Genomic DNA, 14,110 nt, shown 5'->3' on the forward strand with positions numbered 1-14,110 from the left:
ATGCCCTTAATGTTATCATTAATGATGAAGTTTACAGTACTTGATTAGAAGGAATGAATATCCATGATTACTAAGCCATATATTAAAAATTTGTTTTCAAGCACCATTTATCAAAGGGGCCTACGATATTATAACTTAGGAAAAGTCCAAAATCTGACTTATGATGATTTAGAAGACTGCTGGGAAGCAACGGTTCTTGGAAGTGAGCCTTACCATGTAAACATCCAAAACCTAGATCATACCATTTCATACACTTGCAGCTGCCCCGCTCATGACCAATATGGAAGCTGTAAACATTCTGTTGCTGTGTTATTAGAAATCGCTGATAACGAAGAGCAAGAACTAACGCAACCAACTCAAAGGCCTATAACATTTAGTGATTATCTAAAACAGACTAAATCTAACCCTATTCGTAGAAATACTTCAAGAGATTTCTCATCCGAAATGATTGATATCTTTACAAATCGGTATCAATCGGATGATTTAGACCTTGACTATACATCTAGTCGACAGCCATTACAATTAGAATTTACACTTAAGCCTCAAATTCAAGCATTTGTAGGTGACTTTCTTTCTGTAGAAATGAAGGTTGGTGTTGACCGGACCTACGTAGTTAAAAACTTAAAGGAATTTTTGAAGAGTTTAGCTTGGAAGAAAGAACATTATTTTACACCTAACTTTATCTATGATCCAGAACTTCATTATTTTAAGGACGAGGATCAAGAGGTTATCGATATTCTATTAGACATTTATAGAAACGAACGTTTTTATGAGAATAAATTCTATCCTGCATCTAACCAAAGAGGAATGACGATTCCACCATTTTTTGCAAAACAATTTTTGCCTAAAATAGTCAACCATCGTTGCTCATATGAGGGGCGAATTGAAAAATATCGTCAAATATACTGGCATGTCGATGAGGTTCCATTTGAATTTTCTTTAAAAGATATTAAGCAGAACTATGTCCTTAACTATAATTCTTTAAACCAAAGCCAATATTATAAAGAATATGGAGTTATTCAAGTTGATCATAACTTCTATGACCTTAATCGATATCAAAAAAATGTAATGGACCAACTCTATCAATTACTTAATACATCTCAAAAGCCACAGATTCCAATTAAACAACATCAAATCGATACCTTTATATCACAAGTGTTACCAAATTTAAGGCAGATTGGTAACGTCAAGCTTTCCAAACAGGTAGAAAAATCCATCGTGAACCCTCCACTTCACGCAACGATGCACCTTGATCGTGAAGAGGAGCGTTTGACGGCTAATATTCAATATAGATACGGAAATATCGTTATTGATCCCATGCAGCCTGAAAAAATGCAAAAGCCACATGCTGATCAAATTTTATTACGTGATGCTAAGAAAGAACAAGAAGTCATGCGTGTAATCGAACATGCAGCCTTTAAATATAATGGGTCTGAGCTCTATCTGGAGAAGGAGGATGAAATCTTTAGTTTCCTTTATGAACTCCTTCCTCAATTCGAAGATTATTTGGACATTTACCTGACGCGACCGGTAAAGAATTGGTTGTGGGATGATTTGACATACCCAACTGTCAATGTCGACCTTGAATCAAGTGAAGATTTCTTAGAGATTAATTTTGATCTAGGTGATGTTGAACAAGGTGAAATCAATCATATTTTACAATCCGTTGTTGAGAAAAAGCGTTATTACCGTTTACCTAATGGGGCATTTGTTCCACTACAAGATGAATCGTTATCCGAAGTGACTCATTTGTTTGATGAATTACGACTGAAACCAGATGACATGAACGATGGCAAGCTCCAGTTACCAGCTTACCGTGGCCTTCAGATTGACGAGGCCGTCTCTCAAGGACTTAAAACGAATTATAACGAGACATTCAATCAGCTCGTTCACGATATCAAACATCCTGAAGAGTTATCATTTACCATACCAACCTCATTAAAAGCTGATTTACGTGATTATCAAAATGTCGGATTTCAGTGGATGAAGTCGTTAAGTCGTTATCGTTTCGGTGGAATATTAGCGGATGATATGGGATTAGGTAAAACCTTACAAAGTATTGCGTTTCTACTGTCAGAAATTGAGGAAAAACGTGATGACAGACCAGCATTAGTGGTATCACCTGCTTCACTCGTCTACAATTGGCAGGCTGAATTTGAAAAATTTGCGCCATCAATGAATATCAGGGTGATCAGTGGAAGCATTGCCGAACGGAAGGAACTTCTACAAAACCTTGATAATGTCGACGTGATCATGACATCTTATCCGTTAATACGCCAGGATGTAGAGTTCTATCGTGAACTAGAGTTTTCTACTTTAATTTTAGACGAAGCACAGGCAATCAAAAATGATACAACAAAACAAGCAAAAGCCATTCGCGAAATACGAGCAGCTCGACGCTTTGCATTAAGTGGAACACCGATTGAGAATTCACTCGATGAATTATGGTCTATATTTGATGTGATTTTACCCGGATTTTTCCCGAATAAAAAGGAATTCCGTAATCTACCACAAGAACAAATATCACGTATGAGTCGACCGTTTATTTTACGTCGAGTTAAGCAGGATGTGTTAACCGAATTGCCGGACAAAATTGAATCTGTCCAACACTCGGAATTAACAATAGAACAAAAACAGCTTTATCTCGGCTACCTTGAACAAATTCAAGGCGAGGCTGCTGATGCTATTTCAACAGAAGGTTTTCAAAAAAGTCGAATGAGAATTTTAGCAGGACTCACGCGTCTTAGACAGCTGTGCTGCCACCCCTCACTTTTCATTGAAAATTATGAGGGAGAATCAGGAAAACTTAATCAATTATTTGACATGGTGAATACAGCAAGAGAAAACGACCACCGTATCTTAATCTTTTCGCAATTTTCTAGCATGCTGAAAATCATCCATGATGAACTTCAAGCAATGGGAAGAGATGTCTTTTATTTAGATGGTCAAACACCCTCAAAAGACAGAGTTAAGATGGTTGAACGATTTAATCAAGGCGAAAAAGATATATTCCTTATTTCCTTAAAAGCTGGAGGAACAGGCCTTAACTTAACTGGTGCCGATACCGTTATTTTATACGATCTTTGGTGGAACCCGGCTGTAGAAGAACAAGCAGCTGGACGTGCCCATCGAATGGGTCAGAAAAACGTTGTACAGGTTCACCGCTTGGTTACGAAAGGTACAATCGAAGAAAAGATATACGCACTCCAACAACGTAAGCGGGAACTGATTGAAAATGTGATTCAACCTGGTGAAACGATGTTCCAAAGCTTAAGCGAAGATGAAATACGAGAACTGCTTAACGTATAATAATCTGAGCGAATCAAAATTCGCTCACCTTTATTCATTTTGCTTATGTTTTACTTAAAAAGCTCTTAATCACTCTCAAAAATTAAGAGATTAACATCCACAGTCCCATTTTTGCTTATGCTTTTTAGATTCCCATACATCAATGTTAGGATGATGCTTCTTTTTCATTTTCCTTTTAATATAATAATCGCCACAACCACATTCACAATATCTATAATGTTTTTTCTCATCGTGTTGTCTTACCTTGTCTATTTCATGGGAATTTTTAAGAGGCTCTAATTTCAGGTGATGTCTGTCATATTCACAACAGCAGTCATCATCACAACAGATCTCCTCAATAAGTTTCCTTAAATAATAATGGTCCCATTTACTAAGCATATGACTGACCCTTTCTCAATGAATCTACCAATATACTATTAGAAATATGATTAATTGATACGGCCTGATCGGCTGCATGAGTCCAAGTCAATCATAACAAAAAAGAAAGTCGATCAAGATCCAAGCTACCTTGTTACTTATAAGCTATTCCAAAACGGCGCATTAATTGAAGATATCGCTAAAGAAAGGGATTATACCATCAGCACTATTGAAAAACATCTATTAAAAGCGCATAAAAACGGGTATGAAGTCAATTGGGATCTATTATTTACTGGTGAGGCCAAGGAAATAATCCTAAATCAGATACCTGATGAACCCGACATTAAACTGAAGCCGATTAAAGAACAATTACCCGATGAAATTAGCTACTCCATGATTAAAGCCGTATTAGCTAAGCATGAGATAATTTAGATTATCGTACGAACAAGGCCAGCAGACCCCTTTGGAGTTATTGTGAGATAAAATTCAAATGGGAGCTTGGATTTTAATCCAAGCCCATTTACTCCAACTAAGTTTCTGATAACAATTTCATTGCTTTAGAAACATGATCTTTATGAACTAACACACTGCATGTTGACTGAATAGGTACGCTTTGACGAAGGGGAGGAGTTTTAAGATGACAACGCACTCCATAACGCTAACCAAGAATTTGATGATAGAGTTTTTTAGCTTCTTTAATATCACTGATGCCATGGATTAACACACGGCCATCCTTAAAAAAGACCATCCGATTATCATTGTAAGAATAAGAGACTAAGAATGGATTGTGTTCGACTTTACCGCCCTTTCGATTTAGAAAATGGACTAACTCATCTAAGTTTCTATTAACCTTTTGCGGTGGCCGAATTTGGACCGTGTCCCTCCCACAAAGCACAGTCGTTTTCGTCTGATTATGATAGGACAAATACGGATAAGTAGGATGTTGACCACATGAAGCACAATCATCTTGCTTCATTTGACTAACATCAATGGATGATTGTTCATTTTTCCATAAATCAAAATAGACGAGTTTATGTCGTAATGAATCATGATTGTCTGTTAGGACTTTTAAAGCCTCGGCTGTTTGATACGCGACAACCATATGAACAGCTGGTGCAATAACACCAACGGTATCACATGTTGCGCCACCTAGTGGTATCGTCTGAAGCAAACAATTTAGACAAGGTGTCTTTCCTGGAATAATGGTATAGCTCAGTCCATAGCTACTAACACAACCGCCGTAAATCCAGGGAATACGATGCTTTTCAGCCACATCATTAATCATGAAGCGTATATCAAAATTATCGGTGGCATCGATGATTAAATCGACGCCATTTAATAATTGCTCCATGTCTTCTGGCGTCACATCCATAATATGAGCATCAATTTCCACAGATGAATTAATTTCTTGTAATCGATTTTTTGCCGCAATAGCCTTAGGAACGTGGTTTAAAGCATGCTGCTCCGTATAAAGCTGCTGCCGTTGTAGGTTACTTTCTTCAACATAGTCACGATCAGCTATCGTGATTTGTCCTACCCCAGCGCGAGCTAGGATTTCGGCATTTCCTGTTCCTAAGGCACCCGCTCCAATAATTAAGACATGTTTTTGACTTAAAGCCTCTTGACCCTTCTCACCAATCGGATCAAATAGAATTTGTCTCGAATAACGTTCCAATATGGTAACTCCTCTCTATCAACCACCACCGACGAACTGCACGAGTTCAATTCGATCTCCCTCTTTAACTTCCGTATCTTGGTATTGCGTACCATCAACAATTTGTTCATTTAACTCAACTATTATTTTCTTATTATCCAAATCATGATGGCTTAATAAATCGGAAACGGTTTTAATGTCCCCAGGTAGCTTACGATCGTTACCATTAACATGAACTTTCATCGGCTTACACCTCCTCGGTAATGTTGCGTGACTTTTTTAGGGTTTTCAGATTCTAATATCCCTGACATAACCGCAATACCATGGGCACCACATTCCATTACCTTATTAGCATTGTGGGGTGTGATTCCTCCAATAGCGATTACTGGAATACTCACTTGTTCTATGAGATTTTTCAAATTTTCGAGACCTCTTGGCTTTAATCCTGGCTTCGAATTGGATTTAAAAATATGTCCATATAACACATAATCCGCTCCGTCTTGTTCAGCTTTCTTTGCCTCCACTACCGAATGAACAGAACGACCAATTCTAAGGTCAGGATAATGCTGACGAACCGTTTTAACATCCAAACTATGATAAGCTAGTTGCACACCTCGAACTTGTTTATGAGAGGCTACGCTTACTCGATCGTTAATCATAATTTTAGATGTTGGTATTCCAGCATTGATTAAATGATCAACACCGGTTTCTAGTTCTTCATCCGTTCGGTTTTTTTCCCGTAAATGGACATAGTCAATTTCGGTAATACAGTTAGAAGCGACGTCAGCAAACTCATGAAGCGACCATTTACCATTTGAGATTAAATGAATTTCTCCCAATTCTTTCACCCTTTACACAATCTGCCAATCTTTCATAACAGGTTGGTATCCATGACTTTGTAATAGCGACCGAATGTCGTCTACTGAACGCTCATCCGAAATTTCAAATTGACTTTGTGTATTATCTGGTTCCGTATATCCGCCGACAACTGTTGATGAGGCCGCAGACATTTTCGTCGTCCCAAGTGGGATTAGTTGATCACGAAATTCAGGTGCTTCTCTAGTCGAAACCGTAATCCCTGAACGCGGTTGAAAAATACGATAAGCCAACATCGCCTGCACCAGGTTCTTATCGGTTACATTAACCTTTGGCTGAAAGCTTCCTGCATTTGGCCGTATGCGCGGAAAAGCCACGCCAACCTCGACATCTAAATATTTATCTTGTAAGTATTGGGCATGCAACCCGGTTATGTAGCTCTCCCGACGCCAATCATTTAAACCGAGTAATGCGGCAATGCTGACTGAACGCATACCAGCTTCACATCCGCGTTCAGGTGTATCAAGTCGGTATTTGAAAAAACGTTTCGGCCCTTTTGTGTGAAGCTCACGGTAAATCTCTTCATCATATACTTCTTGATAAACCGTGAGACCATCAATTCCGCTATCGACTAACTCTTGATACTGATCCGTATCAAGCGGTTGTATTTCCAATCCAATCGAAGAAAAATATTTAGTTAATACCTTTAAACATTGCTTAAGATATTTAACAGAGGAGTGCATCATCGATTCGCCAGAAAGAATAATGATGTGTTCAATGCCCATCTCTGAAATGGCCTTTGCTTCTTTCTCGACCTCTTCCATCGTTAAAATGCGACGCGGAAAAACATTATCAACACTAAAGCTACAGTACTTACACGTGTTCACACAGTAGTCGGAAACATATAGCGGTAAAAATAATTGCATCGTATTGCCAAAATTTTTAACTGTTAATTGATGTGCCTTTTGAGCCATGTCTTCTAAATAATCTTCTGCAGCTAGTGATAATAACATAAAGTAATCCTCTTCTGTTATTCGATTTTTTTGTAATACGCGCTCAACATCTTGATGCTGAACATTATCTAACATACGTTCAATTGGCTGATCCTTTATTTTTTCCAATACATCGTAAAAACTCATGTAGAAACCATCCTTTTTATGAATTTAGAAAACCCGTTAACGGGGAAGAGGCCTTCGCCTGAGTTGAGGTTGGACCTAAACCCGAAATATAACCAGCTCGCCCAGCTTTAACCGCCATATCAAATGCTTGTGCCATTTGTGCCGGATCATTTGCTGTTGCAATAGCCGTGTTAACGAGTACAGCATCCGCCCCCATCTCCATTGCTTCAGCCGCTTCTGATGGCCGACCAATTCCAGCATCGACGACAATCGGCACATTCGCTTCATCGATCATAATTTGAATCATTTCCTTCATACGAATCCCTCGGTTAGAGCCTATTGGGGAACCTAATGGCATGACAGCGGCTGCACCAGCTTCCTCTAATTGCCTAGCGACAATTAAATCTGGATTCATATAAGGTAAAACAACGAACCCTTCATCAACTAATTGCTGCGTTGCTTTCAATGTCTCATGATTATTTGGTAATAAATATTTATTGTCTGAAATAACTTCAATCTTAATCCAATTCCCCATTCCGGCAGCTTTAGCTAAATGAGCAATTCGCACTGCTTCTTCTGCATTACGAGCCCCAGATGTATTCGGCATTAATGTCATCTTATCTGGAATATCATTTAAGATATATTGATCTTCACCACTTAAATCCACTCTACGTACCGCTACAGTAACAACATCCGCATTCGCTTCCTTAAGAGCCATTTTCATTTCCTGATGATCAGCAAATTTACCAGTCCCAACGAACAAACGGCTTTTTAACTCTTTACCAGCAATGACTAAAGCATCCTGCATTTTTTTCCTCCTATTAATTGACATTAAAAAAAGCCCACCCCAACGGATGAGCTTTATAAACCATATGATCATAGATTAAAAGGTTTAAAGCTTCCCTCCGTTAGTTCTAACTATCTCAGGTTCAAAGGGTCGGAAAAATTCCTCTCAGCCAAAAGAATTGGCACCCCTAGCTTTCTTAATATGTATGCTATTATTATAAACAATATTAACAAAATACTTGAGGTTTGTTAACACTTAAATACAAAAGCGTTTGAAAACGTAAAGCACTACATCTCCAAACGCTTAAAATTACGCTTATTTATAATGATTTTCTTCTGTTGCCATTGCCACTGCTTTAGTTCCATGAACAGTTCCATATGGATGTTCAGGTGGTGCATAAATGGAATAAAGCTTAAGTGGTCGATGACCTGTGTTAATCAAATTATGCCATTTTCCAGCTGGGACCATAATCGCATCGTCCTCTGAAACATGTCGCTGGAAATATAATTGATCTTGCCTATCGCCCATCTGAACAAGACCTTGACCTTGTTCAATCCGTAAAAATTGATCGGTATTTGGGTGATTTTCTAAACCAATATCCTCACCAACACCAATACTCATTAACGTCACCTGAAAATGCTCACCCGTCCATAAAGCAGTCCGGAAAGTATTATTTCGTTCAGCTGCATGCTCAATATTTACCACAAAGGGTTCTCCTCCGTGGTCTCTTATTTGATCTCCACCAAAAAATGGGTTCCAATTATTGTACCAATCATTAAAACCCAAATTGTCTTGATACGGGTTATGATTCCAATTTTGATAACCCCATTGTTGTTGTATTGGATTAGACCATTGATTGTCACATGAATAATGATACATCTCCCATATTCCTCCTCTTGTTGCCATTCTATCTATCATATGCAATAGCCTAATCAAATGTAAGCATGGAAGGTTAATATGGGGCTTCATCATTCCATGACAATTATTTTGAAGGGAATATAGTATATGACCAGGAATATATAAAGTCTACAACAAAAACAATCATCCATAACATCCCAATACTATATAAGGTATCATTGGGATACGGTGAATCTTCATACTTACCGGTTTCAAACCATGATGTTAAATAGCCAAACATTTCTTCAACACTATCCGTTCCTATCATCCAAAATACACTCTGTACTAATACAAATACAATAAGATGAATAGTGGCACTGTTCCGATATACTTTAGCCACATGTTTAGGATCCTTATTTCGTTCAATGACTCGATAATCCTTTTCTGTTAAAAGTTCCATGCCTCGCCAATTACCAATCTTTCTACGCATCCATCGATCTAACTTGAAAAAATCATAGATACCGAACGTCACAGCATATAGCACAAAGATGATAAGAACAATTTGAAACGTTGAAATCTCACCCGTTGATTGATAAATCAAGACAGCTAACACAGCTTCTAGTGCAAGTAGTAGTAAAAATACAAGTATAAAAATGCGACTTAATTTCTTTTGATCAAAATAGTATCTTGTTACCCCAAAAAGCAATAAAGAAATCAAAGATATTATTTCAATAACAATAAAAATTTCCCATTGAAAGTTTATTATAGTATCCATCATAAAGCTCCTCACTCAAAAACGTTTTATCCATGTAATAGTACGTGTCTGTGATGAGAAGGTTTCAACAATTTATAAAATATGTCGCTAAAGAAAAACCCGACTATTGTGCATAATTAATTCGGGTCATAATTATTACATTAGACAACCTAACGTTAGGTAACAAAATTAGTCTAATAAAAAGAATCAATACCTAACTTGGTTAAAATACCGATTATCAAACCATATAAAGCAATACTGATCGCAGAAGACGTAAAAATCTTTTTCTTACTTAAACCGATTAGTTTACACAAAACACCGATTGTCCACGAACCGACAATTGGTGTCGTTAACAAAATAAATCCAAAACTACCCTTTCGAATCTTATGACTAAAACGCGATACTGACGTTTTTAGCAAAAATTTATTGATTCGTTCAAATCGTGACAGCTTGTCATAGAAAAACACAATTAGGGGAATCGCCATGAAATTCCCAACACAAGACCATAACACTGAAGAAAAACCATCTAAACCAACGGCCATTGTAGCTGGGATAGCAATATAGATCTCAAACATTGGGAAAAATCCAATAAACCAAGCCATAAAACAAAGCCAGATATATTCCATCATCATAACTCATCCCCCTTTATCTATATGTCATAATTTGATACAATAAACCTAACGAACGTTAGGTTCCCTCATAATACCATATTTTTTTATATAGATAAAGGGTGAAACCATGAGTACAAAAGATAAAATTTTAGAAACAAGTATTAAATTATTTTCCGAACTTGGTTACGAAGGGACATCTATGATGCAAGTGGCTGAAGCAGTTGGCATTAAAAAGCCATCTCTATACGCCCATTTTGATAGTAAAGAAAAGATTTTTATTAGCACTGTCGAAAAAGTTGCGGTGGAATATGTCAATTTCATTAGTGAAACGATCAACGATTTAAAAGATAATTCAACTGAGGATAAACTATTGAACCTACTCCAGACCACTTATCGTGTTTATAATTCTGACGATCATTTAGGGGAATTTTTCTATCGTTTTGTTTTATTTTCACCTTCTAATTTGAAAAATCAAGTCAGAGAAATCATAAAAGACAGTGATCGTAAATTACACATATTATTGCAAAAAATAATTGAAGATGGGAAACAACATAACGAATTAGACCCTGAACTTTCAAGTGAATCCGTATTAAGAAGTTATTTGTGCATTTTTAACAATATCGATGTTGATGCCAGATACTATTCATTAAAAGGAAAAGAATTAGATAAACATTTATTGATGATTTGGGAAGTGTTTTGGCGAGGGGTTAAGTATTGAGTTATTCAAAAAAGAAATGGTTCCCCAATACAATTTTAAAAAATAATTGAATTTCTTGAAGGATTTTGAATAGTCCTGTCGAATCATATTAAGCGAAAGATGTTCTTTTCAAAAAATATGAATGGAGGATGTTTAATGAAGTCAAACAACCAAAACAGAAAATTTGATTTTACGCAATCAAGCCCTAGTAATAAGAAATTTAGGCATGATTATTCAATGTCTGATGAACTGAAATCAGAATTTTTTATGAATGTCATGCTTCAGTTCCAACGCCAAACAGCTATCAGTTATCTTTCATCTCATTGAACCAGATTTACGTGAACTCTCAGAAATCGAACAATTACCAGATGAAAAAGCTGAACAAGCCATAGAACTCATCTTTTGGCTACAAATTTTTAACCAACCTCATCAAAGCCCTTCCGAGAATTTTTTTCAAGACTTTATTCACGACAATCAATCTTACTTCTCTAAAAAACCCATTTTACTCTCATGGTTTAAAGCTTGCCAAGAAGCAATTCCAAAATTTTATTTTGTAGGCCAATATTTAGGTACTAATGCGTTCGTTGCCGTTGATATTGAATCAGAGAAAACGATAGAAGTTATTCTTCCAAACCCTAAGATTAAATCTCCAAAAGAAGGTACGATTGTTGCTAATCTCTTACTTCCTTACCCTGATCACTTATACTTCCCAGTTACAGATTTTTACACATTTAATCCTCAAGCAACCCATGAAATTGCTACACACATTCAACAATATCTCGATGAATTATCCGAAAATCCCGATCAATATGAGAACTTTTTACTAATGTTTTTAGAGCTGCTTGATGTTGAGAAATATACATTAGATGGCTCAAAGTAAAATCAATCAATGAGGCGCCCCACGGAAATTGTCCCCACGGGGCGCAACCTAACTTTCATTAGTGATTTTGATCAAACTAATCTGACTTTTATTTAGAAAGCGTATTGGAGCAACACTTGTTCCAAGCCCACTATCAATATATAAGAACTGGTTCTCATCAATTTCAAAAGTACCTTTATCGAACTTTGGGAAAAAGCCTTGATCTGGAGCTACCAATGCACCAATAAAAGGCAATCTCACCTGTCCCCCATGCGTATGCCCACATAAGATTAGGTCTGCAGGGATGTCATTATAACGATCTAAAACGCCGGGAGAATGGGAAAGGAGTATGGTAAACGGTTCCTGATTCGTGTCATTAAAGGCTTGATTAATATCTTCATGATTTGTTGAGGCGTCATCAATCCCAACTAAGTTGAGCGTTAACTCATTAGTCGTGATTTGAGTGTTACGGTTATTTAAGATTGCTACGTTTTTCTTTTGGAGACCATTAAAAAAATCTTCAGTATGATCGTTTTCCCATTCATGATTACCAGAAACATAATAGACATTGTTATTAATCTTTGTTATGTTCTCCATCAGGGATAAGACGTCTTCAAAACCAACTGTATCACGGTCGATAAGATCGCCTGTTATCACAACTATTTCAGTATTTAATGATTTTATGGTGTTGATTAGATCTTCATTATCGTCTCCAAAAACCTTATTATGTAGATCGCTGATTTGCAAAACAGTCAATTCAGATTCCTCTGGTATTTTGTTACTCTGAAAATGAACCGTATTTACTTTAAAAACATTTGTATCAAAATGGATTTTAATTGCAATAGCAATCACTAATCCTATCAAAATAAAAATCACAAACCATTTTTTCATCCGCTCCACCTCAACACAAACATTATTTATATAGGAATCTATTTACTACCATACTATAATAGCAAAAAAAAGGTTGTTCCTATTTCGATAATAGCTTTACAATCATCCACTACAACCCTTGGATTTTCGCGTTGCCATTTTTAAAAAATTTAAAACCACCCTCTTTAACTTAAACCTCCGTTCATATAATTAAATATCAATAAATATTATTTTAAGAATAATATATTAACAAAATGGGAATATAGTATATTAACGATATTCCCATTTCGTTAATATACTATATAATGGAGGTAGGAGGATGAGAATAATGAGCGAAGCAATTTATAATCTAACTGCCAAACATATTGACGTAGGGTTTCGTGAGAAAAATCAAGGATTGATTGAAAAAGAAACTGACTATATCATAAACAAAATTGTGACTGTTATGCTTACTTTATTTTCAGATAAAATTGAAGGGATAACTTTTAATAAATATGGAATGGCCTTTAATCATGAGTACTTATTTTCAGAAAAACACCGAAATAATTTAGTAAAATGGTTAGAAATATTGACAGAAATTAAATACCTATCTTCAGATTTAGAATTTGGCAAAATGAAGGTTGATTTTGAAAATTGGTATTATAAAATGGGCGGAGAGAAGGTCGGTTTCCATTATCATGAGAACTACCTACTAACACCAAAAGAAGCCTCAGAATTGATGGGTGTATCTAAAGTTACATTTAATAAGTACGTTAAACAGGGATTAGAATGTATTGATACATCTTCACATCGTAAAATTCCCAAATATGTCGTAGAACTCTGGAATGATCCAGTCTATAGTATTCGTATGCAAATGATATATCAACAAGTAAAAATGCGTGAACAAACACCTCTTGAACGACTACAGGAAATAAATAATGAAATCACATTATTACAAGTTAAATATAATAATCCTTCTTTTAAAGAAACTTTCGCCTCTCTCAATGGTGATGAGTTAGACGACCCTACTGACTACTATTCATGGCGGGATTTAGAGGAAGAAAAAGAGGCAATCATTAAGCAAATTGGGGGGAAAAGCCTTGAGTGAATCAAAATCTAATAAAACTTCTAATGACTCAGTACTATTACCTGCCGATATTGATGCAATTCTTGATGAGTTTGGTCACCTTTTACAATCTTATCCAGGATCATTGGAAAATTATCATTCCTAAAATGGGTGTGAAGTATCACCATATTTCTGGTTGGGGGAATGACCCACACGAAACTAAGGGTACCCCCAGAGATTATAGGATTGAAACAGAGCCACATCACCATCATTATGACCCCAATGACCGAAGGAAAAGAAAATTATAACGTCCGTACCCTTGTACAAGCTTTTAAGTTTATTTCATATTACATAGAGTCAGGTGAAGAGTATAAAGCATAATATTCAGCCCTTATC

15 protein-coding genes and 1 riboswitch are annotated in these 14,110 nt (G+C 36.4%); of the genes, 6 read left to right on the forward strand and 9 right to left on the reverse strand.

From position 1 onward, the window contains the following. Positions 1-63: 63 nt before the first annotated feature. Both BLP77_RS12055 and BLP77_RS12065 read left to right on the forward strand, forming a co-directional pair. Entirely contained in the window at positions 64-3,309 is a 3,246-nt protein-coding gene (locus BLP77_RS12055; protein ID WP_093857388.1) for a DEAD/DEAH box helicase, read from the forward strand. Positions 3,310-3,741: 432 nt separating this feature from the next. Next, complete coding sequence (locus BLP77_RS12065; protein ID WP_093857390.1) at positions 3,742-4,098, forward strand: helix-turn-helix domain-containing protein; 357 nt, start codon at positions 3,742-3,744, stop codon at positions 4,096-4,098. 226 nt (positions 4,099-4,324) lie between these two features. Here the strand turns inward: BLP77_RS12065 and BLP77_RS12070 are convergent, their stop codons facing one another. The 8 genes from BLP77_RS12070 to BLP77_RS12105 form a co-directional block, all read right to left on the reverse strand. Then, positions 4,325-5,344, reverse strand: coding sequence for a thiazole biosynthesis adenylyltransferase ThiF (locus tag BLP77_RS12070; protein ID WP_093857391.1), 1,020 nt, complete (start codon positions 5,342-5,344; stop codon positions 4,325-4,327). 15 nt (positions 5,345-5,359) lie between these two features. Further along, positions 5,360-5,563, reverse strand: coding sequence for a sulfur carrier protein ThiS (gene thiS / locus BLP77_RS12075; RefSeq protein ID WP_093857392.1), 204 nt, complete (start codon positions 5,561-5,563; stop codon positions 5,360-5,362). Next, positions 5,560-6,159: a thiazole tautomerase TenI gene (tenI, locus tag BLP77_RS12080; RefSeq protein WP_093857393.1), complete on the reverse strand. Its 600-nt coding sequence runs from the start codon at positions 6,157-6,159 to the stop codon at positions 5,560-5,562. The genes thiS and tenI overlap by 4 nt, the downstream gene beginning before the upstream one ends. 12 nt (positions 6,160-6,171) lie before the next feature. After that, complete coding sequence (gene thiH, locus BLP77_RS12085) at positions 6,172-7,275, reverse strand: 2-iminoacetate synthase ThiH (RefSeq protein WP_093857394.1); 1,104 nt, start codon at positions 7,273-7,275, stop codon at positions 6,172-6,174. A gap of 16 nt (positions 7,276-7,291) precedes the next feature. Then, a complete protein-coding gene (locus tag BLP77_RS12090) occupies positions 7,292-8,062 on the reverse strand; it encodes a thiazole synthase (protein ID WP_093857395.1) in 771 nt (256 codons plus the stop codon). Positions 8,063-8,137: 75 nt separating this feature from the next. Then, positions 8,138-8,240: riboswitch (TPP riboswitch) on the reverse strand. A 116-nt stretch (positions 8,241-8,356) separates the two neighbouring features. Then, the gene (locus BLP77_RS12095; protein WP_093857396.1) at positions 8,357-8,920 is read right to left on the reverse strand and encodes a cupin domain-containing protein; all 564 of its coding nucleotides are present in this window, start codon (positions 8,918-8,920) and stop codon (positions 8,357-8,359) included. Positions 8,921-9,023: 103 nt separating this feature from the next. Further along, positions 9,024-9,653: a hypothetical protein gene (locus BLP77_RS12100; protein ID WP_093857397.1), complete on the reverse strand. Its 630-nt coding sequence runs from the start codon at positions 9,651-9,653 to the stop codon at positions 9,024-9,026. 173 nt (positions 9,654-9,826) lie between these two features. Then, a complete protein-coding gene (locus BLP77_RS12105; protein ID WP_245686874.1) occupies positions 9,827-10,264 on the reverse strand; it encodes a small multi-drug export protein in 438 nt (145 codons plus the stop codon). Between the two features lie 106 nt (positions 10,265-10,370). On the opposite strand from BLP77_RS12105, the gene BLP77_RS12110 reads away from it, so the two are divergent. Next, the gene (locus tag BLP77_RS12110) at positions 10,371-10,961 is read left to right on the forward strand and encodes a TetR/AcrR family transcriptional regulator (RefSeq protein WP_093857398.1); all 591 of its coding nucleotides are present in this window, start codon (positions 10,371-10,373) and stop codon (positions 10,959-10,961) included. A gap of 250 nt (positions 10,962-11,211) precedes the next feature. Beyond that, the gene (locus BLP77_RS12115) at positions 11,212-11,820 is read left to right on the forward strand and encodes a hypothetical protein (protein WP_093857399.1); all 609 of its coding nucleotides are present in this window, start codon (positions 11,212-11,214) and stop codon (positions 11,818-11,820) included. A 48-nt stretch (positions 11,821-11,868) separates the two neighbouring features. On the opposite strand, the gene BLP77_RS12120 is transcribed toward BLP77_RS12115, so the two are convergent. Continuing rightward, entirely contained in the window at positions 11,869-12,690 is an 822-nt protein-coding gene (locus BLP77_RS12120) for a metallophosphoesterase (RefSeq protein ID WP_093857400.1), read from the reverse strand. Positions 12,691-12,997: 307 nt separating this feature from the next. On the opposite strand from BLP77_RS12120, the gene BLP77_RS12125 reads away from it, so the two are divergent. Both BLP77_RS12125 and BLP77_RS16155 read left to right on the forward strand, forming a co-directional pair. Beyond that, positions 12,998-13,756: a MerR family transcriptional regulator gene (locus tag BLP77_RS12125; protein ID WP_093857401.1), complete on the forward strand. Its 759-nt coding sequence runs from the start codon at positions 12,998-13,000 to the stop codon at positions 13,754-13,756. Beyond that, on the forward strand, positions 13,749-13,880 hold the full coding sequence (locus BLP77_RS16155) for a hypothetical protein (RefSeq protein ID WP_261753345.1): 132 nt from the start codon (positions 13,749-13,751) through the stop codon (positions 13,878-13,880). Before BLP77_RS12125 ends, BLP77_RS16155 begins: the two co-directional genes overlap by 8 nt. Positions 13,881-14,110: the final 230 nt, after the last annotated feature.

The sequence above is a fragment of the Tenuibacillus multivorans genome (genome assembly GCF_900103915.1).
Taxonomy (GTDB): domain Bacteria; phylum Bacillota; class Bacilli; order Bacillales; family Alkalibacillaceae; genus Tenuibacillus; species Tenuibacillus multivorans.